This window comes from Thiobacillus denitrificans (assembly GCF_001530125.1).
Lineage (GTDB): Bacteria > Pseudomonadota > Gammaproteobacteria > Burkholderiales > Thiobacillaceae > Thiobacillus > Thiobacillus denitrificans_C.
This window is the reverse complement of the sequence record NZ_LDUG01000036.1, coordinates 199616-219159: the sequence shown is the minus strand read 5'-3', so window position 1 is coordinate 219159 and position 19544 is coordinate 199616. Positions and strand designations below refer to the sequence as shown.

Annotated in this window: 19 protein-coding genes; 6 read left to right on the top strand and 13 right to left on the bottom strand. The window is 63.4% G+C overall.

Annotated features, from left to right (window positions below; genetic code table 11):
• The 3 genes from lpxK to ABW22_RS13435 form a co-directional block, all read right to left on the bottom strand.
• The coding region (gene lpxK, locus ABW22_RS13445) for a tetraacyldisaccharide 4'-kinase (protein ID WP_082708830.1) at positions 1-465 on the bottom strand (465 nt) is incomplete at its 3' end.
• A 47-nt stretch (positions 466-512) separates the two neighbouring features.
• Positions 513-929: an ExbD/TolR family protein gene (locus ABW22_RS13440; protein ID WP_059757629.1), complete on the bottom strand. Its 417-nt coding sequence runs from the start codon at positions 927-929 to the stop codon at positions 513-515.
• 7 nt (positions 930-936) lie between these two features.
• On the bottom strand, positions 937-1542 hold the full coding sequence (locus ABW22_RS13435) for a MotA/TolQ/ExbB proton channel family protein (RefSeq protein ID WP_059757626.1): 606 nt from the start codon (positions 1540-1542) through the stop codon (positions 937-939).
• A 339-nt stretch (positions 1543-1881) separates the two neighbouring features.
• On the opposite strand from ABW22_RS13435, the gene xseA reads away from it, so the two are divergent.
• Positions 1882-3237 carry an exodeoxyribonuclease VII large subunit gene (xseA, locus tag ABW22_RS13430; protein WP_059757623.1) on the top strand — a complete coding sequence of 452 codons (1356 nt, stop codon included), beginning with the start codon at positions 1882-1884 and terminating at the stop codon, positions 3235-3237.
• 91 nt (positions 3238-3328) lie between these two features.
• Here the strand turns inward: xseA and miaA are convergent, their stop codons facing one another.
• Together miaA and ABW22_RS13420 are read right to left on the bottom strand one after the other, a co-directional pair.
• Entirely contained in the window at positions 3329-4270 is a 942-nt protein-coding gene (miaA, locus tag ABW22_RS13425) for a tRNA (adenosine(37)-N6)-dimethylallyltransferase MiaA (RefSeq protein ID WP_059757620.1), read from the bottom strand.
• A gap of 243 nt (positions 4271-4513) precedes the next feature.
• Positions 4514-6853 carry an EAL domain-containing protein gene (locus tag ABW22_RS13420; protein ID WP_059757617.1) on the bottom strand — a complete coding sequence of 780 codons (2340 nt, stop codon included), beginning with the start codon at positions 6851-6853 and terminating at the stop codon, positions 4514-4516.
• Between the two features lie 447 nt (positions 6854-7300).
• On the opposite strand from ABW22_RS13420, the gene ABW22_RS13415 reads away from it, so the two are divergent.
• A complete protein-coding gene (locus ABW22_RS13415; RefSeq protein WP_059757615.1) occupies positions 7301-8323 on the top strand; it encodes a class I fructose-bisphosphate aldolase in 1023 nt (340 codons plus the stop codon).
• An 82-nt stretch (positions 8324-8405) separates the two neighbouring features.
• The gene (locus ABW22_RS13410) at positions 8406-8984 is read left to right on the top strand and encodes an acyloxyacyl hydrolase (RefSeq protein ID WP_059757612.1); all 579 of its coding nucleotides are present in this window, start codon (positions 8406-8408) and stop codon (positions 8982-8984) included.
• 78 nt (positions 8985-9062) lie between these two features.
• On the opposite strand, the gene ABW22_RS13405 is transcribed toward ABW22_RS13410, so the two are convergent.
• The 6 genes from ABW22_RS13405 to tsaE form a co-directional block, all read right to left on the bottom strand.
• Complete coding sequence (locus ABW22_RS13405; protein WP_059757609.1) at positions 9063-9518, bottom strand: hypothetical protein; 456 nt, start codon at positions 9516-9518, stop codon at positions 9063-9065.
• A gap of 171 nt (positions 9519-9689) precedes the next feature.
• Positions 9690-10052, bottom strand: coding sequence for a S24 family peptidase (locus tag ABW22_RS13400; RefSeq protein ID WP_059757606.1), 363 nt, complete (start codon positions 10050-10052; stop codon positions 9690-9692).
• Positions 10053-10117: 65 nt separating this feature from the next.
• The gene (gene mutL, locus ABW22_RS13395; RefSeq protein WP_059757603.1) at positions 10118-11905 is read right to left on the bottom strand and encodes a DNA mismatch repair endonuclease MutL; all 1788 of its coding nucleotides are present in this window, start codon (positions 11903-11905) and stop codon (positions 10118-10120) included.
• Position 11906: 1 nt separating this feature from the next.
• Positions 11907-12440 (bottom strand): hemerythrin domain-containing protein, encoded by a 534-nt coding sequence (locus ABW22_RS13390; protein ID WP_059757600.1) that lies wholly within the window; start codon positions 12438-12440, stop codon positions 11907-11909.
• Positions 12437-13651 carry an N-acetylmuramoyl-L-alanine amidase gene (locus ABW22_RS13385; protein WP_059757597.1) on the bottom strand — a complete coding sequence of 405 codons (1215 nt, stop codon included), beginning with the start codon at positions 13649-13651 and terminating at the stop codon, positions 12437-12439. Before ABW22_RS13385 ends, ABW22_RS13390 begins: the two co-directional genes overlap by 4 nt.
• Positions 13633-14118 (bottom strand): tRNA (adenosine(37)-N6)-threonylcarbamoyltransferase complex ATPase subunit type 1 TsaE, encoded by a 486-nt coding sequence (gene tsaE, locus ABW22_RS13380; protein ID WP_059757594.1) that lies wholly within the window; start codon positions 14116-14118, stop codon positions 13633-13635. Before tsaE ends, ABW22_RS13385 begins: the two co-directional genes overlap by 19 nt.
• Between tsaE and queG the strand changes: the two genes are divergently transcribed.
• Entirely contained in the window at positions 14113-15174 is a 1062-nt protein-coding gene (gene queG / locus ABW22_RS13375) for a tRNA epoxyqueuosine(34) reductase QueG (protein WP_059757591.1), read from the top strand. The two genes, tsaE and queG, sit on opposite strands and share 6 nt — an antisense overlap.
• Before the next feature lie 99 nt (positions 15175-15273).
• Here the strand turns inward: queG and ABW22_RS13370 are convergent, their stop codons facing one another.
• Positions 15274-15894, bottom strand: coding sequence for a cation transporter (locus ABW22_RS13370; protein ID WP_059757588.1), 621 nt, complete (start codon positions 15892-15894; stop codon positions 15274-15276).
• A gap of 140 nt (positions 15895-16034) precedes the next feature.
• Here ABW22_RS13370 and murI point away from each other — a divergent pair, with 140 nt between their 5' ends.
• Both murI and arfB read left to right on the top strand, forming a co-directional pair.
• Positions 16035-16829: a glutamate racemase gene (gene murI / locus ABW22_RS13365; RefSeq protein WP_059757585.1), complete on the top strand. Its 795-nt coding sequence runs from the start codon at positions 16035-16037 to the stop codon at positions 16827-16829.
• A 16-nt stretch (positions 16830-16845) separates the two neighbouring features.
• Entirely contained in the window at positions 16846-17268 is a 423-nt protein-coding gene (arfB, locus tag ABW22_RS13360) for an alternative ribosome rescue aminoacyl-tRNA hydrolase ArfB (RefSeq protein WP_059757582.1), read from the top strand.
• 229 nt (positions 17269-17497) lie between these two features.
• Here the strand turns inward: arfB and ABW22_RS13355 are convergent, their stop codons facing one another.
• Positions 17498-19483: an ATP-dependent DNA helicase gene (locus ABW22_RS13355; RefSeq protein WP_059757579.1), complete on the bottom strand. Its 1986-nt coding sequence runs from the start codon at positions 19481-19483 to the stop codon at positions 17498-17500.
• Positions 19484-19544: the final 61 nt, after the last annotated feature.

Sequence of the window (19544 nt, the reverse complement as noted above, 5' to 3'; positions counted from 1 at the left end):
CGCGTCGATCACCGCCAGTTCGATGGCGCGCTGCAGGCGGTAATGCTGCAGGCCGTCGTCGGACACGATCACGTCCACCCCCGGATGGCGCGCCAGCAGGGTGCGCGCCGCGGCCACCCGGTCGCGTCCGACCACCACCGGGGCAGCCGTTTTGAGATGGATCAGCAAAGGCTCGTCGCCCACTACGGCCGGCGGACTGTCCGGCTGCACCTCGACGCAGCCGCGCGCCACGCCGCCGTAGCCGCGGCTGACCACACCCGGACGATAGCCCTGGGCGCGCAGCCAGTTCACCAGCCAGATCACCAGCGGGGTTTTGCCGCTGCCGCCGGCGGTAATGTTGCCGACGATGATCACCGGCACCCCGACGGAAACAGCCGCCAGCCAGCCGCGCCGGTACGCCAGACGGCGCAGACCGGACACGACAGCAAACAGCAAGGCAAGGGGTGAAAGCAGCAACGTGAGCACGCCTGTGCGTGCCCAGAGATGCTGTAGGAAAACCACGAAACGCCCGCTTAGGGGGCGGTCTGGGTGACGAAAGTGATGCGGGTGAGCCCGACCCGGCGCGCTGCTTCCATCACGTTCACCACCGACTGATGCGCGGCCCGCGCATCGGCGTTGATCACGACCACCGGCTCGATCTGGTCGCCAGCGGCTTTTTTCAGCGCGGCGGCCAGTTCGTCGACCGAGACTTCGCCGACCGCGATATCGTCAACCTGGTAGCGGCCGCTTTCGGCCACTGCCACCTCGATCTGCTTGGGCAGGGTCGGCGTCTGCTCGGCGCTGCTGGTAGGCAGATTGATCTTGAGTTCGGCAAAGCGCGCATAGGTAGTGGTCACCGCCAGGAAAATCACGATGACGAGCAGGATGTCGATAAACGGAATCAGGTTGATTTCCGGATAGTCCTCGCGGCGGCCTCTACGAAAATTCATGACAGGCTTACTTCCTTTCGCCGTGGACGATTTCCACCAGTTTGATCGCCTGCTGCTCCATGTCGACCACCAGCGATTCCACCTTGTTGCGGAAGTAGCGATAGAAAATCATCGCCGGGATCGCCACGATCAGGCCGAACGCCGTGTTGTACAGTGCGATCGAAATGCCGTGCGCCAGTTGGCCGGGGTTGGTGCCGCCGCCGGTCTGGGCGCCGAAGATCTCGATCATGCCGATGACCGTGCCCAGCAGACCCAGCAGCGGCGCCATGCTGGCGATGGTGCCGAGCGAGGTGAGGAATCGGTCGAGATCGTGGGTGACGGCGCGACCGGCTTCCTCGATCGACTCCTTCATGATCTCGCGCGAGTTGTGGGCGTTCTTCAACGCAGTCGCAAAAACCCGCCCCATCGCCGAACCGTCGGCCAGCCGCGTGACGAGTTCCGGCGTCACGCCGCGTTCCTGATAGCTCTTGATCGTTTCCAGCAGCAGACTGGGGGGCGCGACTTCCTGGGTGCGCAGGCTGTAAACGCGCTCGATGATGATGGCTACGGCAACAACCGACGCCAGGATCAACGGCCAGATCGGCCAACCGGCCGCCTCGATGATGGCAAACACTGAATACCACTCCACAATGAAAACACCAGGCGAAATGTAGCCCCCGCATGCGGGTTTCGGCAAGCACCAATTGCGCGGACGGCGATTTTGCCGGCTCCCCCGCGAGTTCTCCACAATTGGTGTGGATAAGTCTGTTAAGAACTGCCTGCCAGCCTCCCTAAACGCCCGCCCACAAAGGGAAACGCGTTTTGGCACAAAAAGTAGCCACCTCACTTAGTTCATGAATATCAAAGAGTTACATAAACCCATCCACCGTCAATAGGCTTATCAAGTTTTTTTTGTGAAAGCCTGATGACTGTGCATGAACCGTGCCGGCTGTAAGCCGTTATCCTTCACCCCATGGACCTTCTGGACGATATTCCCGACAGCACGCCCGGTCTGCCCGTGCTCACCGTGAGCGAGCTCAACCGCATGGCACGCCGCGCGCTTGAATCGCAATTGCCGCTGTTGTGGGTGGAAGGCGAAGTCTCCAACTTCATGCGCGCCGCCTCCGGCCACTGGTATTTTTCGCTCAAGGACGCCAGCGCGCAGGTGCGCTGCGTGATGTTCCGCGGGCGCAACCAGTTTGCCGACTTCACCCCGGCCAATGGCGACCACGTCGAAATCCGCGCCCTGCCCTCGCTGTACGAGGCGCGCGGCGAGTTCCAGTTGGGTGCCGAAGCGATCCGCCGCGCCGGTGCCGGGCGTCTGTACGAAACTTTTCTGAAACTGAAGGCGAAGCTGGATGCCGAGGGACTGTTCGACCCGGTGAAAAAGCGCGCCCTGCCGCGCTTTCCGCGCGTCCTCGGCATCGTCACCTCGCCGCAGGCCGCGGCCCTGCACGACGTGCTAACCGCACTTTCGCGCCGCATGCCAGGCCTGCCGGTGATCCTCTACCCCACCCCGGTGCAGGGCGCCGGCGCCGGCGCGCAGATCGCCGCCGCGATCCGCACAGCCGGCGCGCGCGCCGAATGCGACGTGCTGCTGGTGTGCCGCGGCGGCGGCTCGCTGGAGGACCTGTGGGCGTTCAACGGCGAAGCGGTGGTGCGTGCGATCGCCGCCAGCCCGATGCCGGTGGTGAGCGGGGTCGGCCACGAAACCGATTTCACCCTGGCCGATTTTGCCGCCGACCTGCGTGCGCCGACGCCGACGGCCGCGGCCGAACTCGCCAGCCCGGCGCGCCAGGAACTGCTGCAGCAGCTGGGCCACCTGGCGCGTCAGCTGCAGCACCACCTCGCCAACAGGCAGCACAGCGAGATGCAGCGGCTGGATTACCTGGCGCGCCGCCTGGTCCACCCGGCCGAGCAGCTGCGCCGCCGGCAGACCGACCTTCACCAGCTGGCGCAGCGCCTGCGGCAAGCCAGCGGCACCCGCCTGACGACCGAACACCTGCGCATCGCGCGTCTGAACCAGCGGCTGGTGACGCCGATTCACGTCATCCAGCGCGAACAGCAGCGGCTGGACGCGCTGAACATGCGCGCCCGGCGCGCGGTTCAGGGCGGTTTTGGGCAGCGTCAGCTCAACCTGGCGCGGCTGGCCAGCAGCCTCGACCACCTCAACCCGGAAGGCGTGCTGGCGCGCGGCTACAGCATCGTCCAGCTGGAAAACGGCGCAGTGGTGCAGAATGCCGCGGCGCTCGATGCGGGCGATAAAATCGACATCCGCTTCCATCGCGGGCAGGCCCGCGCCAAGGTGGAATCGACCACCCAAGACTAAGCCCCGTCATTGCGAGCGAAGCGAAGCAATCCAGAAATATTCGCTTAATTAAAACGCTGGATTGCCGCGCTTCGCTCGCAATGACAACCGCTCAAGCCCGCAGATGACGCGCCACCAGTGCCGTCGCCTGCGCCTCCATATCCTCCGCCAGACAATCGAGTTCCACCACGTCGGGCCATGAGCGCAGCCAGGTGAGCTGGCGCTTGGCGAGCTGGCGGGTGGCGGCGATGCCCTGCTCGCGCAGCGTCTTGAGGTCGATTCCGCCGTCTAAATAAGCACAGGCCTGGCGGTAGCCGACCGCGCGCATGGCCGGCAGGTCGGGTTTGAGCGCATAGGTCCGGCGCAGGGTTTCCACTTCATCGAGCAGGCCCTCGGCGAGCATGACGTCGAAGCGCGCGGCAATCCGCTGATGCAGCACAGCACGGTCGGACGGAATCAGGGCGAGCTGCAACACGCGGTAGGGCAATTCGGACTGCGCCCTGTCGAGCAGGGCCGACATGGGCGTTCCGCTGAGCTGAAAGATTTCCAGCGCGCGGCCGATGCGCTGGGAATCGTTCGGCGCCAGCCGCGCGGCGGTGACCGGGTCGACCTGGGCCAGTTCAGCGTGCAGCGCGGGCCAGCCGCGCGCTGCCGCCTCCACCTCCAGCTTGTGCCGCAGTGCCGGATCGGCGCGCGGCAGGTCATCCAGCCCCTGCAGCAGCGCGCGGAAATACAGCATGGTGCCGCCGACCAGCAGGGGCACCTTGCCGCGCGCGACGATGTCGGCCATCAAGCGTCGCGCATCGTCGCAAAACGCCGCGGCGGAATAGGCTTCGGTGGGGTCGCGGATATCCAGCAAATGATGCGGCGCACGCGCCAGGGTGGCGGCATCGGGCTTGGCGGTGCCGATGTCCATGCCGCGATACACCAGCGCCGAATCGACGCTGATGATTTCGAGCGGAAAGCGTTCGACCAGGCTGACTGCCAGCGCGGTCTTGCCCGAGGCGGTCGGGCCCATCAGGAAGATGGCGGGGGGATGGCTGGGTGCAGACATGGGGGCGATTATCCCCCAGCTTGGTGGCTGGCTGCAGCCGCTGACGGCCGGCTGTTGCGTGCATTATGGCCCGCGATGATGCGCAGCAGTCAAGGTCCAGGTCATGCGTGTCCGCAACAGCCCGTGGCGTTGAACCGGCCGCAGGTGAGCGACCAGATTCATCGATACCCGACCGAAAGCGCGCCCAACGCGAAAACCTCGGGCAGCATGCGTTCAAGGCCGCCTATTCTGCGTCGACCTGCCTCATTCAACCAATTTTCCGTGCGTATGAATCCAGGTTATGGTCTCGCTCGGAATCGTTTTGGATTCAGCGACAAGCCGAGTATTTTTGGACAACACGCTTAACATCGCATCCGCCTCGATGGGTCGACTGACCCAATAACCCTGGGCTGAATCGCATCCCATTGCCTTGATTACGTCGAACTGTTCTTCGGTTTCTATCCCCTCGGCGATCGTCTCTTTTTCGAGGGCTCGGGCCAGCGCAATCACGGCACGCACAATGGTTGCGTCCTGCTTTTGTCCGAGTCCATCCACAAACGTTTTGTCGATCTTGATGGTGTTTGCCGGAATGCGCTTGAGATAACTCAACGAGGAATAGCCCGTGCCAAAATCGTCAATCGCAATCCTCACGCCCAGCGCAGACAATTTCCCCAGGATTTTCAAGCTTTCTTCCGGATTGAGCATGGCCGCGCTCTCGGTGATTTCCAGCTCGAGGCGCGCGGCCTCCAGCCCCGTTTCGCGCAGGACGATCGTCACTTTTTCCAGCAGGTGAAGGTCCTGAAACTGGTGGGTAGACAGATTCACGGCCACCCGCAAATCCAGACCGGACGACACCCACTGCTTCAATTGCAGGCAGGCTGTGCGTAATACCCATTGCCCAAGCTGAATGATCAAACCCGAATCTTCAGCCGCCTGAATAAACGCTGCCGGCGCACGCAACGTTCCATCCGGCATGACCCAGCGCACCAGGGCCTCGACCGCCACAATCTTGCCGCTCTGCATGTCCACAATAGGCTGGTAGACCAACCGGAATGCCTCGCGTTGCAAGGCATCGCGCAGTTCATGTTCCAGGTCCAGCCGCTCGCGTACCCGCAAACCCATCTGATCGGTGTAAACGGTATAGGCGTTGCGCCCCAGGCGCTTGGACTCGTACATCGCCGTGTCGGCGTGCTTCAGCAGCGTTTCGATGTCGTCCCCATGTTCGGGATACATGGCGATGCCGATCGATGGGGTAATGCGCAAGGCGCGCCCATTGACCTCGAACGGGATACTGAATGCATCCAGGATTCGACGGGTGATCAATATCGCCCCCGTCTCATTGCTGTCGGGCAAGACCAGCAGGAACTCATCCCCGCCAAACCGTCCGAGTAAATCCCCATGACGCAGCAATGGCTGAATTCTCTGCACCACCTTGATCAGGAGGCTGTCACCAATTGCGTGCCCTAGGGCATCGTTGATGCCCTTGAAGCGATCCAGATCAAGAAACAGAATCGAAAATGGGGTTTTGCCTGCGCGAGCGATGGCAATATTCGCATCCAGAATTCCATTCAGACAACCGCGATTGGGCAAGCCTGTGAGCGCATCCCGCTGAGCCTGTTCAATCAACTCGTTGCTGTGTGACCGCTCGCGTTTTGTGACGCGAGCGGCAATCACAACAAAAATCCCGAAGAACGCCAGGAAACTGATAAAAATTGGGGCGTTATGCCGCCACCAACGTATAGTCACATAGGATGCCGGCACCGAGACATAGGCATATAAATCCATACCCAAAAGCTTGGTAAATGCACCAATCCGCTGTTTGTCTCCCGTCACCCAGGGCGAACTGCCCGAGAAATAGCCCTCCGTAATACCCGGATTCGCCTTAATGATGTGCGCAACCGGGCCGGGCGATAGCCGTCCGTAAGTGGCATTGGCGTCCGTCACCGGAAAGCGGGCCTGCTGATAGCCATCGGCCCGTAACAAACCGACGTAACTGGTGGACGGGACCGGAAGCTGGTGCAAGAACGTGCCTTCCTTTTCCAGCGGCACGGCGGCCTGGACCAGAAATTTTGGCTTGCCGTCACGGCCCCTCACCACATGGCGAACGGTAAAACGCCACCGCTTGATGGCCTTACCGAATTCCGGTGGCCCCACAGTGTAAGGCGCCGGGCTGGCCATATCAGCGAGCAGTTGCCTGATGTAAGGGGGGTCCAAACGGAAATCGGGAGTCGAATCACCTGGCTTGACCGCCGTGTTGAGCAGCATTTCGCCGTCCGGCGCGAATACTGCGACAGCACGTACCTGCGGATGTCTATTCTGAAATGTAGCCAGATACGGCCGCAAGGTTTCCGGGTTAACGTATAGCTCGGGCCGGTCAAGCAATTCGCCCAATGGCGCCAGACCATTGCCCAATTCATCGAAGAACGCCTGCGAGGCCGAAGCAAGGAAGCCGGAGAACGTTAAGAGGTTATCGTGGGCATCCCGCTTTTCACGTTGCCAGCCGTACACCCCATAGGAGAAGAGCGCGACGGTGCCAACGAGAAAAAAAGTCAGCAAAGCGTTACGGAGCAACCGTGAAAATGCTGCAACCTCAGGCAAACGCATCCGAGTCCAAAAGTGGAATGAATAATGCGTCATCGACAAGGATGGAAAATTCTTTAGAAACGACCGCATTTGTCGAAGGCAGCTCACAGCGTTGTGCATCCCTATATAGGGCACTTCTATAAATCCGTTATTTCTGTCATTGCGAGCGAAGCGAAGCAATCCAGCGCATTGAGGATCGCCACGTCGCTTCGCTCCTCGCGACGACGATTTATAGAAGTGCCTATAGAGGGTGTGGGCGAACGTCCCCACTCATGGCATCTGACCGAAGGCGACCCAACGTGAAAGCATCATCAGGCTGGTTTCTGCCAGCTTGGCAGTCGCGCCGATGCGGCCGGAGGTTCAGCGCGTTTCGGCCAGGCGAAGCGTAAAAACCAGGGTCTAGAGTGTAGGGAAGGGGTATCAACGAACCACCCCTGATCATCTATCCTTACCGGAGAGTCGCTGACCATGAACATCGAAGAACTCAAGTCCGTAGCAAGCGCCATCGTCGCGAAGCAGAAAGGCGTGCTGGCGGCAGATGAAAGCAACCCCACCATCAAGAAGCGGTTTGCTTCGATCCAGGTGGAATCCACCGAAGAAAACCGCCGGCGCTACCGCGAGATCCTGTTCACCACCGGCGGCATCGAGCGCCATGTCGGCGGCGTCATTCTGTTCGACGAAACCCTGCGCCAGAGCACGCGCGACGGCATCCCTTTCCCCCAACTGCTGTCGAGCCGGGGTATCATCCCCGGCATCAAGGTCGACCAGGGCGCCAAGGCGCTGGCGCTCCACCCGGGCGACAAGGTGACCGAGGGGCTGGACGGCTTGCGCGAGCGGCTCGCCGAATACAAGCAACTGGGCGCGCAGTTCGCCAAGTGGCGGGCGGTGATCGAAATCGACGAGCGCGACATTCCGTCGCCGTTCGGCATCCGCGCCAATGCCCACGCGCTGGCGCGTTACGCCGCACTGTGCCAGGAGGCCGGCCTGGTGCCGATCGTTGAACCGGAAGTACTGATGGACGGCGCCCACAGCATCGAGCGCTGCGAGGTGGTGACGGCACAGGCGCTGCAGGCGGTGTTCGCCGAGCTCGACGCCCACCGGGTGCTGTTCGAGGGCATGCTGCTGAAGCCGAACATGGTGATTGCCGGCAAAAAGTGCGCGCAGCAGGCCAGTGTGCTGGAGGTTGCGGCAGCCACGCTGCGCTGCCTCAGGCGCTACGTGCCAGCGGCGGTTCCCGGAATTGTGTTCCTGTCCGGCGGGCAGAGCGCGGAGGACGCGACCGACCATTTGAATGCCATGAATGCGATGGGGCCGCAGCCGTGGGGAGTCAGTTTCTCCTACGGGCGAGCCCTGCAGGCGCCAGTGCTGGCGGCGTGGCAGGGTCAGGAAGACAACGTCGCCGCCGCACAGAAAGCGCTGTTGAACCGTTGCCATCTGAACGGCCTGGCCCGTGCCGGTAAATATGCCCACACCATGGAAGGCGCCGCGTGACCCGTGCAGAGGCACGGCGACCCGGTCGACAGGGAATCGGTGCGGGATCGGTCTCCCGTTCCCATGGATAGGCGCCAGAGCCATGCCAAACCGGCTTCATCGGCCGCTTGTCGAGCACCTGCCAGGCCTGTGGCTGGCCATCGCGCTCAGCCTCCATGCGTCGGCTTACGCAACGGAAATCGACAGGAACAGCAAACGGACGCTGGCAATTGGCGTGATCGCGCACGATCGTGGACCGGCGGGCGATCACCACGAGAATGGGGTCGATCTCAATCTGGAGGTGCTGTTCGCGCCGATTGACCTCGCAGGCACGCTACGCCCCCACCTCGGCGCCACGCTGAATTTCGTGGGCGATACCAGCATGGCCTATGCCGGCCTGAGTTTCCGCGTGCGCGAGACAAGGCAATGGTTCGCCGACCTTCTGCTCAGTGTGGCGGCGCACGACGGCCCGCTACACAAGGATCCGGAAGGCTGCCGTCTATACAGCGACTGTGGCTTCGGCATCCGCGTCATGCCCCGCTTCGGGCTGGAAATCGGCTACCGGCTCAGTCCCGCCAAGTCGATTACCCTCTTTTTGGACCACATGTCGCACAAGTGGATCATCGGCGGCGAAAACGAGGGTCTCGACCATATCGGGGTACGCTACCTGCGGGCCTGGTGACCCATGCTTTCCCGGAAACCCAGCCACAAAAAAAGCGGCGGGGTTTCCCCCGCGCCTTGGCTTCGCCTGCTGCGGCGATCAGGCCGCGTCGGCGTATTGCGCCTTAGCCTGGCGCGCCGCTGCGATTTCGTCGGGGCCGTAGGCCTTGCCGGACCACAGCATTTCGTAGGCAATTTCCTCGTTGCCGTTCTCGCACAGGTCCAGCACTTTCTGGAACAGGGGCTGGAAGGTTTCCGACTGGTGCGATTTCTCGTGGTTCTCGAAGGTGGTCCAGAAGGTCACGATCAGCGCCTCCTTGCCCTTCATCGGGCTTTCGACCGCCTGGCCGATGGTCGAGCCTTCGTTCGACACCTGGCCGGAATTCAGCGAGACGAAGCCACCGACGAAGCCGGTATCGGAATGGTAGGTCTTAACGTTTTCACACAGAAAAGCCACCCGTTCCTGCAAGTCATCCACCGAGTACTCCGGCTTCAGCACCACGCGGTTGACGGTCACGATACCGTCGGATGGGAAATTGGCGATCAGTCCACTCATGGTTTATCTCCTGTTTGGGAAGGGTTGAACAGGTTCCCAGTCTATATACCTGAGTGAATTAGTCAACTAATTTATTCAATTCACAAATACTTCGATAAATTATTTTGATGAATAGGATAAATCAATATAATTTATATATATCAATATGATGGATGAAAACGCTCAGCATGCTCAGAGGTAGCTCTTTTGCTCGCTGCGTTTGCCGGGCCGCTTTTTCATGATGACCACGCCCTTGGCCACGTCGATATCCGCCACCGGAATGTTCTCGTACATGGGATTGAGCGGCTTCAGCATCCAGCCATCGGCGTGCTGCACGAGTTGGCGAAAAATAAATTCGTCGTTCACAAAAGCCACCACAAAGGAGCCGTCCTTGACCAGGCCGGACGGCTCGACAACGATGATCTCGCCCTGTTCGAATTCCGGCATCATGGAATCACCCAACACCATCAGCGCATAGGGTTCGGCGCTGGAGCAGTTGCTGGCCTCGTTGAGTTCCTGAATCGGGATGGTCTTGCGTTCGCTGCGTTCGTTCATGATGGTCTCGTTAATACCTGACTAATTAACTCGGGATTATAGCCAAAAGCGCCGGCTGCAAAAAATCATCGGCCGCGCATGAACATGGCGTCGAGCTCCCGGAGGCTGACCTGGAACCAGGTGGGCCGGCCATGGTTACACTGCCCGCCCCGCTCAGTGGCTTCCATCTCGCGCAGCAGCGCGTTCATTTCGGGCAGGGTCAGGTGGCGGTTTGCGCGCACCGCGCCATGGCAGGCGAGCGTCGCCAACAGTTCGTTGCGGCGCTCGGCCAAGAGGCGCGCGACGCCGAATTCCGCGACTTCGCGCAATACGGCGCGAGTCAACTCGACCGGATCGGCATTCTTCAGGAGCCACGGCACCGAGCGCACCGCCACCGAGGTCGGCGAAGTGACCGACAGTTCGAAGCCGATTTCACGCAATGACTCCAGATGCGGGCTGATTTCCGCCGCGTCGCGCGCGTCCACGGTCAGCGCGACCGGAATCAGCAAGGTCTGCGCCGGCACCGCGCGGGCATCCAGGGCGGTCTTGAGCTTCTCGTAGACGACCCGTTCGTGCGCGGCGTGCATGTCGACCAGCACCAGCCCCTGCGCATTCTGCGCCAGCACGTAGACGCCGTGCAACTGCGCCAGCGCATAGCCAAGCGGCGGCGCATCGCCGTGACCGCTTTCAGGGAAAGGCTGCGCGGCAAGCGCAACACCCTCCCCTGAATCCTGGCCCCTGAATCCTGACCCCTGCGCCGCGAGCGGCGCATAGAACGCCATCGCCTCGTTCACCTGCAAGGGCATCGACGCCTGCTGCGGCGCGACAAACCCCGGCCGGAACCCCGGGACGGCGAGCGTACTGGCCGCCTCGGGAACAGCGCAGCCCGTCACCGGCGCCGACAGCAAGCGCTCGACCGCATGAAACAGAAACTGGTGCACACCGCGGCTGTCGCGGAAGCGAATCTCGGTCTTGGCCGGATGCACGTTGACGTCCACTGCATCCGGCGGCAGGCTGATGAACAGGCAATACGCCGGATTCAGCTGATGGTGCAACACGTCGCGATAGGCTTCCTTCAGCGCATGGACGATCAGCTTGTCGCGCACGTAGCGGCCATTGACGAACACGTGCTGGCTGTCGCGGCTGGCCGTCGCGGCGCCGGGACGGATCACCCAGCCGGACACCCTCAAGGCCCCCGCGGCGGCATCGACCGCAATGGTGTTGCGCTCGAACGCCTCGCCCATCACCTGCCGCACCCGCGCGGCGGCGGAATCGGCATTGAGGCGCAGCTGCACCCGGCCGTTGTGGCTCAGGGTGAAGGCTACCTGCGGGTTCGCCAACGCCAGCCGCCGCACGGTTTCGGCGCAGTGGGCGTATTCGGTGGCCTCGGCCTTGAGAAACTTGCGCCGCGCCGGGGTGTTGAAGAACAGATCCTGGATGTCGATCGTGGTGCCGGCAGCGCGCGCCGCCGGCGCGGGTTCGCTCAGGCGCCCGCCCTCGATCCGCACTTCCCAGGCATGCTCGGCGTCCGTGCCGCGGCTGCCGAGCTGCACCCGCGCAATGGCGGCGATCGATGCCAGCGCCTCGCCACGAAACCCCAGGCTCGCCACCTGTTCGAGGTCGGCCAGGCTGGCGATCTTGCTGGTGGCGTGGCGGGTCAGGGCGAGCGCGAGTTCGTCGCGCGCGATGCCGCTGCCGTTATCGGCGACCCGGATGCGCTTGATGCCGCCCTGTTCCAGATCGACCTGGATATCGGTGGCACCGGCGTCGAGACTGTTTTCGAGAATTTCCTTGAGTGCGGCGGCCGGGCGTTCGACCACCTCGCCGGCGGCGATTTGCGAAATCAGCACATCGGGCAATACGCGGATCGACACGTCAGATCACAAACGTCACGCCGCGCCGCGCCGCCATGGCGCGGCCGAGGCGTTCGATCTCGGCCGCACCGAGCACCTGGCGCGCCAGCGGCAATACATGGGTGTTCTCGAATTCAAGGTGATTGCGATTGAGGGCGATGAAGCGGTGCGTCAGCGCCGCGTCCAGTGCGGACGCAGCGCCTGTCCCGATCTGCTGCAGTTCCACGCGCAGCCGCCGCCACAGCAGCGCCAGTTCGTCGTGTTCCAGCGTCAGGGCCTCGACCAGATCGCAGGCACCGGGGGCGCCGGCCTGCTCCAGCAGCGGAAACAGGTTGCGCTCCTCGTCGTCGTGGTGATGCACCGCCGCGGTGTCGAAGTAGGCCAGCACCGCGCGCGCCGCCTGCTGCGCCTGCGCGTCGGCGCCATGCACGGGCAGATGCGCCAGCAGCTTGTCCAGGGTGTTGCACTGTCTGGCGATGCGGCCGTGACAGGCTTCAAGCACTGCCAGCGGCCGGTCGAAACCCGGGGCCGCCGTGTCCAGCAGACTAACGCTCATGGATTGAGCGTCAGCCGCGACGGCGCGGTCAGCGGATGCGTGTCGAAGTAATTCCTGACGCCATTCACAATGGCGGCCACCAACTGGTCCTGATAGGCGGAGTCGTTGAGGCGTTTTTCCTCTTCCGGATTGGAAATGAACGCAGTCTCGATCAGGATCGATGGAATATCCGGCGCCTTCAGCACCGCGAACCCGGCCTGCTCGACACGCGGCTTGTGCAGGGTGTTGACGCCGCCGATTTCCTTCAGCACGGCGTTCCCGAGCTTCAGGCTGTCGTTGATGGTGGCGGTCTGCGACAGGTCAATCAGGGTACGCTTGAGGAAGGGATCCTTGACGTCAATGTTGATGCCGCCCACCAGGTCGGCCTCGTTTTCCTTCGTGGCCAGCCAGCGCGCGGCAACCGAGGTGGCGCCGTTCTCGGACAGCGCGTACACCGACGATCCGTGCGCATGCGGCTTGATGAAGGCATCCGCGTGAATCGACACGAAGAGATCAGCCTTGATCGCGCGCGCCTTGGTGACCCGCTGCCCCAGCGGCACGAAATAGTCGCCGTCGCGAATCAGTACGGCGCGCATGTTTTCCTGTGCGTCGATTTTCTGTTTGAGCTTTTTCGCCAGCGCCAGCGTGATGTTTTTCTCGTACGAACCGTTAGCGCCGATGGCACCGGGATCTTCACCGCCATGGCCGGCGTCGATCGCCACGGTGACCAGCCGCGCGTATTGCGGAACACCCGGTTGGGCAGGACGCTGCTGCTCAGCCATCGCCGGTTGTGGGAGTACAGCCGGGCTTGACGCCGTATCGGCGACCTGAACCGGATACAGGTCAACCACCAGCCGGTGGCCATACTCGCCCAGCGGTGGCAGCTGGAACACGGACGGCCTGACGGCGGCTTTCAGGTCCAGCACCACCCGCATCACACCGGGGCGGTTCATGCCCACCCGAATTGCAGCGATGTAGGGATCGTCTGCGGAAAGTTGTGCGGCCAGTGCATAGAGCGCAGCGCCTGCCTCCACGCCCTCGAGGTCGATCACCAGTCTCTCCGGATTCGACAGGGTGAAGTATTTATGCGCGACGGGCTGCGCGGCCTCCAGGGTGATCCGGGTGTAATCGGGCGACGGCCACAGTCGCGTGGCGGACACCTGCAGCGCCTGGGCCCAGCTCGACGCCAGCAAACCACATAGCAGGAAAATCTTCAGCAGAGCGTGCAAAATGACTCCAGATAATGTGCGCCGCGCGGGCTTCTCGCTTCACATTCGATTTCGCGCGCCTCGTCCGCAATTGTCAGCCGGATGATCACGTCCGGTGGCGGCAGCCAGCCCGCGGCCTTTTCCGGCCATTCGATCAGGCTTACCGCCTGGCCGTCGCTGATGTCGCGAAACCCGGCGTCCAGCCATTCGCGCGGGTCGTGCATACGATACAGGTCAAAGTGATATAGCTCAAACGCGGGCAAGCTGTAGATTTCGGCCAGGGTATAGGTCGGGCTCTTGACCCGCCCGCCGTGTCCCAGCGCCCGCAGCAGTCCGCGCACCAGCGTCGTCTTGCCCGCACCCAGATCGCCCTCGAGGTAGAACGTCATGCCGGGAATCAGTTCCCGCGCCAGTTGCGCGCCGAATGCCAGAGTGGCCGCCTCGTCGGGCAGATGGCGGCGGCAACGCACGGTATCATCGACTGTATGCATGAACGGGATTTAAGACGATTGGCTGGACAAATCAAGCACTGGGGGCGCGAGCTCGGCTTTGCCGCGGTGGGCATTGCCGACGGCGATCTGAGTGCGGCCGAAGCGGGCTTGCAGGAATGGCTGGATCGGGGCTTTCATGGCGAGATGGATTATATGGCCGCGCACGGCACCAAGCGCAGCCGGCCGGCCGAACTGGTGCCGGGAACCGTTCGCATCATCAGCGCACGGCTGGACTATTTTCCGCCGGCGTCGGCCGACCCCCATGAAGTGCTGAATGACGCCGACGCTGCCTATGTTTCCCGCTACGCGCTGGGACGCGACTACCATAAAGTTTTACGCAATCGCCTGCAAAGCCTGGCCGAAAAAATCGGCACGGAAGTCGGCGCGCATCATTTCCGCGTCTTCACCGACAGCGCGCCGGTGCTGGAAGTCGAACTCGCCGCGAAATCCGGGCTGGGCTGGCGTGGCAAACACACCCTGCTGCTGAACCGGCAGCATGGCTCGTGGTTTTTTCTCGGCGAGATCTATACCGATTTGCCGCTGCCGGTGGACGCCCCCGAAGCCGGCCATTGCGGCACCTGCTCCGCCTGCATCGACATCTGCCCGACGCAGGCGATTGTCGCGCCCTACACGCTCGACGCGCGGCGCTGCATCTCCTACCTCACCATCGAACTCAAGGGCAGCATCCCGACCGAGCTGAGACCGCTGCTGGGCAACCGCATCTACGGCTGTGACGACTGCCAGCTGGTGTGTCCGTGGAACCGCTTCGCACAAACCGCCGCGCTGCCGGATTTCGAGGTAAGAAACGGGCTCGACAGCGCGCAACTGGTGGAGCTGTTCGCCTGGAGCGAGACCGATTTCAACGATCGTCTGGCAGGCTCGCCGATCCGCCGCATCGGGCATGAGCGCTGGCTGCGCAATATCGCGGTCGCCTTGGGCAACGCGCCGCCCGCGCCCGCCACACAGGCCGCGCTCGGCGCGCGTGTGGATCATCCGTCCGAGCTGGTGCGCGAGCATGTGGCGTGGGCACTGGCACGCCAGCAAACAACGCCATAAATGGGCCGCGCACACAGAAAAACCCGGTAGGAGCGGCGCCCTCGCCGCGAATGCAGTGGTCATGGCGTCGGCACGTAAATCGGGGCGAGGGCGCCCCTCCTACAAGCCGTTCGTTCGCAATTCCTGCTTTGCGTGGCGGATCACCGACGCGCCCGAAGTCAGCGCCAAGCCGGCCAGCACCAGCGCCACCGCGATATCCGGCCAGCCATGCGCAGTCGCCCACACCCCGGCCGCCGCGCCCATCACCGCGATATTGCCGAGCGCGTCGTTGCGCGAGCACAGCCACACCGAGCGCGCCTGCGCGTCACCCTGGCGATGCGCATACAGCAGTGCCGCCACACCGACGTTGACCGCCAGCGCCAAAAGGCTCACCCAGCCCATGATGAACGGCTCCGGCACGATGCCGGCCGACCATTGCCAGGCCGACATGCCGAGCACGAACACGCCGAAGCCCACCATCAGCCAGCCTTTCCATAGTGCGGTGCGCGAGCGCCACACCGGCGCCAGTCCAAGCACGAACAGCGCCACGCCGTAGTTGCCCGCATCGCCCAGGAAGTCGACCGCATCGGCCAGCAGCGACACTGACTGCGCCTGAAGGCTGGCAACGATTTCGACGCCGAACATCAGCGCATTCAGCACCAGCGCAATCCACAGCGCGAGCCGGTAGCCCGGATCGGGCGGCGCCGTGTTGCACACCGAATCGCAACCGCACTCGCTCATGCCGAATGCCGCCCCGACGAATGCGGTGCAATGCAGCGCTGCGGGTAAAATGCCATCTTTCTCATTCCGCCATCCTGCCACGCATGTCCACGAATGCACACTCCCTCTCCCCAACCCTCTCCCAGAGGGAGAGGGAGCAAATGCTAAACCCAAACCAGCCAATTGGCGTATTCGATTCCGGCATCGGCGGGTTGACCGTGGTGCGCGCGCTGATGGAGCGCCTTCCCTACGAGAACATTGTCTATTTCGGCGACACCGCGCGCGTGCCCTACGGCGTGAAATCGGTCCAGACCATCGCCCACTTCACCACCCAGATCGCGCAGTTCCTGCTGGAAAAGGACGTCAAGATGCTGGTCATCGCCTGCAACACCATGGCGGCGGTGGCGGCGCAGGTAGTCAAGGACCTGTCGCCGGTGCCGGTGGTCGACGTCATCGACGCCGGCGCGGTGTCGGCGCGCGGCGGCAAGAAAATCGGCGTCATCGGCACCCCCACCACCATCAACAGCAACGCCTACGCGCGCGCCATCCACGAATACGCGCCCGACTCGCGCATCCATTCGCAGGCCTGCGCGCTGTTCGTGCCGCTGGTGGAGGAAGGCTGGCTCGACCACGAGGTCACCCGGCTCACCGCGCAGGATTACCTGAAACCGCTCATGGCCGAGCACATCGACACCCTGGTGCTCGGCTGCACCCATTACCCGCTGCTGAAGCCGCTGCTGCGACAGGTGGTCGGCGACGACGTCGCGCTGGTCGATTCCGCCGAAGCCATGGCCGAGCAGGTTGCTGCGGTCCTGGCCGAAAAAAAGCTCGCCAATCCCGGCCCCGCCCAGCCGCGCTACGACTTCTATGTCACCGACGTGCCGCTGCGCTTCCAGACCATCGGCGAGCGCTTTCTGGGGCGCACGCTCAACAACGTGCACGTGGTGAAGTGGTGACCACAAGTCCGCCGAGATGATCCGGGTCAACGCCGAGATCGAGCTCGACGAGCGCGAAATCCAGGAGGATTTCGTGCGCGCCTCGGGCCCCGGCGGGCAAAACGTCAACAAGGTATCGACTGCGGTGCAACTTCGCTTCGACGTCGCCCGCTCCCCTTCGCTGCCCGAACCAGTGCGCGTCCGCCTCATTGCCCTGGCTGGCCGTCGCGTCACCCAGGATGGCGTGCTGATCATTGAGGCCGAACGCTATCGCAGCCAGCGGCGCAACCGCGACGACGCCCTCGAGCGGCTGATTGAACTGATACGTGAAGCCTGCGAGGTGGACAAGCCGCGCCGCCCCACGCGCCCCACGCTGGCGTCAAAAAAACGCCGGCTGGACAGCAAGCAGCGGCGGGGCGAAACCAAGAAACTGCGGACGGTGAAACCGGGAACAGATTAGCAGAAGCGTTGCAGCACAAAATGCAGCCCGCTTTGGCCGGTGCACTCGAATCGCCTTAAGGAAGCGCTGAACAATTCAATATGGCCGTCATTGCGACCGCGAGCGATTGCCGGGTTCGGCGTCGGCTCAGGCGAGGGCGTGCTGCTGCAGCCGGGAGAGTCGCCGCGTGTGGTGGGCCGGCTGGACTTCGGCGTCTCGGGCGCCAGCACGCACCCGACGCCGCATGGTGCTATAGAACGTGTGGAACCGGCTGCGCCGCTTCGCCCTCAATGACGGGTGACGCCAGCGGTGACGCAAAGAAGCGCTCCACCACTTCCAGCTTCCTTGTCCGCGTCATCGCCGGCAGCGCATTCAGCAGCAGGCGCCCATACGGCTTGTCCGCCAGCCGCGTATCGCAAATCATCAACACTCCGCGATCGGTCTCGGTGCGGATCAACCGCCCTGCCCCCTGCTTCAGGCTGATCGCCGCGTGTGGCAGCTGGTAGTCCATGAAGGGCTTGCCGCCGTTCTTCTCGGCCTGGGCGATGCGCGCGGCGACCACCGGGTCGTCGGGCGGCTGGAAGGGCAGCTTGTCGATGATCACCACCGACAGCGCGTCGCCCGGCATGTCGACGCCCTCCCAGAAGCTCTGGCTGCCCAGCAGCACGGCGTTGCCGGCTTTCTGGAAGCGCGCGAGGAGTTCGTTCTTCGGCGCATCGCCCTGCACCAGCAAGGGGTAATCCCAGCCGCGCGCCTTGAAGGCATCAAACAACAGGCCGCGCGCTTTTTCCAGCGCGCGCAGGCTGGTAAACAGGATGAAGGCCCTGCCGCGGCTGACTTCCAGCACCGGCAGGGCGGCATTGACGACGGCGTCGGTGAAGTCCGGCGTATTGGGTGCAGGCAAGCCCTGTGGGACGTAGAGCACGCCCTGACGCGGGTAGTCGAAAGGGCTGTCGACGCACAGGGTTTCTGCGGTCTCGATGCCGAGGCGCGTTTTGAGATGGGTGAAGTCGCCGCCGACGGCGAGCGTGGCGGAAGTCAGAATCCATGCCTGCGCGCGTTCGGTGAGCTTGGCGCCGAACATCGCGCCGACCGACAGCGGGGTCGCATGCAGCAGCAGCGAACTCAGCGTGGTTTCCAGCCAGTGCACGCGGGGATTGTCGGGGTCGTCTGCGCGCTGCCAGCTGGCCAGGGTGGCCTGCACCGCCTGCGCCCGCTCGAAGCAGTTTTTCAGGTCGGCGTCGCGCTCGGCCTGGGTTTCCAGCAGCTTCGCCGTTTCGTCCAGCGCCGACGACAGGGCTTTCAGCGCGTCCGGCCATTTGTCGTAGCGCGCCAGTTCCGCGATGGTTGACTTGACCGGGTTCTGCGGAAACGCCAGGCGCAGGTCGCGCGTCACTTTGGCCAGGTCTTCCGCAGCGCGGCGCAGCGCGGGAAAGTCGCCCGCCTTCACCGCCGCGAGGCGCTTGGTGTCGCCCGCCAGATCGAGCAGTTGCGCGGTGGACAGCGTTTCGCCGAAAAACTGGGCGGCGGTTTCGGCCAGCTGATGCGCTTCGTCGAGGACGACGGTGTTGCACGCCGGCAGCAGCTCGGCGACGCCTTCGTCCTTCAGCCACAGGTCGGCGAAGAAGAGATGATGGTTGACCACCACCACTTCGGCGTCGAGCGCGGCCTTGCGCGCGGCCATCACGAAGCAGTCCTTGAAATGGCTGCATTCGCTGCCCAGGCAGGTGTCGCGGCTGGAGATCGCGTACTGCCAGGCGGTGGCATCCTCGGGGATGCCTTCGGCTTCGGCACGGTCGCCGCTGCTGCTGGTTTCGGCAAAGCGGGCGATTTTCTGCAACCATGCGGCATCGTCGCGATGGGCGAAACGGCCGTCGGCGAGGTTGCGCTGCAGATGATGGTGACAGACGTAATTGGCGCGGCCTTTCAGCAAGGCCACCTTGACCGGCGACTTGAGCGCGCGGCGCGCGGCCGGCAGATCGCGATGAAACAGCTGATCCTGCAGTGCCTTGGTGCCGGTGGAGATCACCACCTTGCCGCCCGACAGCAGCGCGGGGATCAGATAGGCCAGCGTCTTGCCGGTGCCGGTGCCGGCTTCGGCCAGCAGCACGCTGTTGTCGGCGATCGCACGCTCGACCGCCTCGGCCATGGCGAGCTGCTGCGGGCGCGAGCGCCAGCCCGGCAGCACCGTGGCACACGCGCCTTCAGGGGAAAATAGGCTTTTCAGATCAAACATTTTTGGACTGGATTTCGAGGCGGAGTGTAACATCCACCCGCGGCCGAACTGATTGCACCCC

What these genes read in the sequence shown, in the direction of transcription:
- ABW22_RS13355 (WP_059757579.1), bottom strand. Translation starts at nt 19,483, where the DNA reads ATGTTTGATCTGAAAAGCCTATTTTCCCCTGAAGGCGCGTGTGCCACG.
- ABW22_RS13410 (WP_059757612.1), top strand. Translation starts at nt 8,406, where the DNA reads ATGCCAAACCGGCTTCATCGGCCGCTTGTCGAGCACCTGCCAGGCCTG.
- tsaE (WP_059757594.1), bottom strand. Translation starts at nt 14,118, where the DNA reads ATGCATACAGTCGATGATACCGTGCGTTGCCGCCGCCATCTGCCCGAC.
- ABW22_RS13415 (WP_059757615.1), top strand. Translation starts at nt 7,301, where the DNA reads ATGAACATCGAAGAACTCAAGTCCGTAGCAAGCGCCATCGTCGCGAAG.
- ABW22_RS13440 (WP_059757629.1), bottom strand. Translation starts at nt 929, where the DNA reads ATGAATTTTCGTAGAGGCCGCCGCGAGGACTATCCGGAAATCAACCTG.
- queG (WP_059757591.1), top strand. Translation starts at nt 14,113, where the DNA reads ATGCATGAACGGGATTTAAGACGATTGGCTGGACAAATCAAGCACTGG.
- ABW22_RS13400 (WP_059757606.1), bottom strand. Translation starts at nt 10,052, where the DNA reads ATGAACGAACGCAGCGAACGCAAGACCATCCCGATTCAGGAACTCAAC.
- ABW22_RS13370 (WP_059757588.1), bottom strand. Translation starts at nt 15,894, where the DNA reads ATGAGCGAGTGCGGTTGCGATTCGGTGTGCAACACGGCGCCGCCCGAT.
- arfB (WP_059757582.1), top strand. Translation starts at nt 16,846, where the DNA reads ATGATCCGGGTCAACGCCGAGATCGAGCTCGACGAGCGCGAAATCCAG.
- ABW22_RS13420 (WP_059757617.1), bottom strand. Translation starts at nt 6,853, where the DNA reads ATGCGTTTGCCTGAGGTTGCAGCATTTTCACGGTTGCTCCGTAACGCT.
- murI (WP_059757585.1), top strand. Translation starts at nt 16,035, where the DNA reads ATGCTAAACCCAAACCAGCCAATTGGCGTATTCGATTCCGGCATCGGC.
- ABW22_RS13390 (WP_059757600.1), bottom strand. Translation starts at nt 12,440, where the DNA reads ATGAGCGTTAGTCTGCTGGACACGGCGGCCCCGGGTTTCGACCGGCCG.
- xseA (WP_059757623.1), top strand. Translation starts at nt 1,882, where the DNA reads ATGGACCTTCTGGACGATATTCCCGACAGCACGCCCGGTCTGCCCGTG.
- miaA (WP_059757620.1), bottom strand. Translation starts at nt 4,270, where the DNA reads ATGTCTGCACCCAGCCATCCCCCCGCCATCTTCCTGATGGGCCCGACC.
- ABW22_RS13405 (WP_059757609.1), bottom strand. Translation starts at nt 9,518, where the DNA reads ATGAGTGGACTGATCGCCAATTTCCCATCCGACGGTATCGTGACCGTC.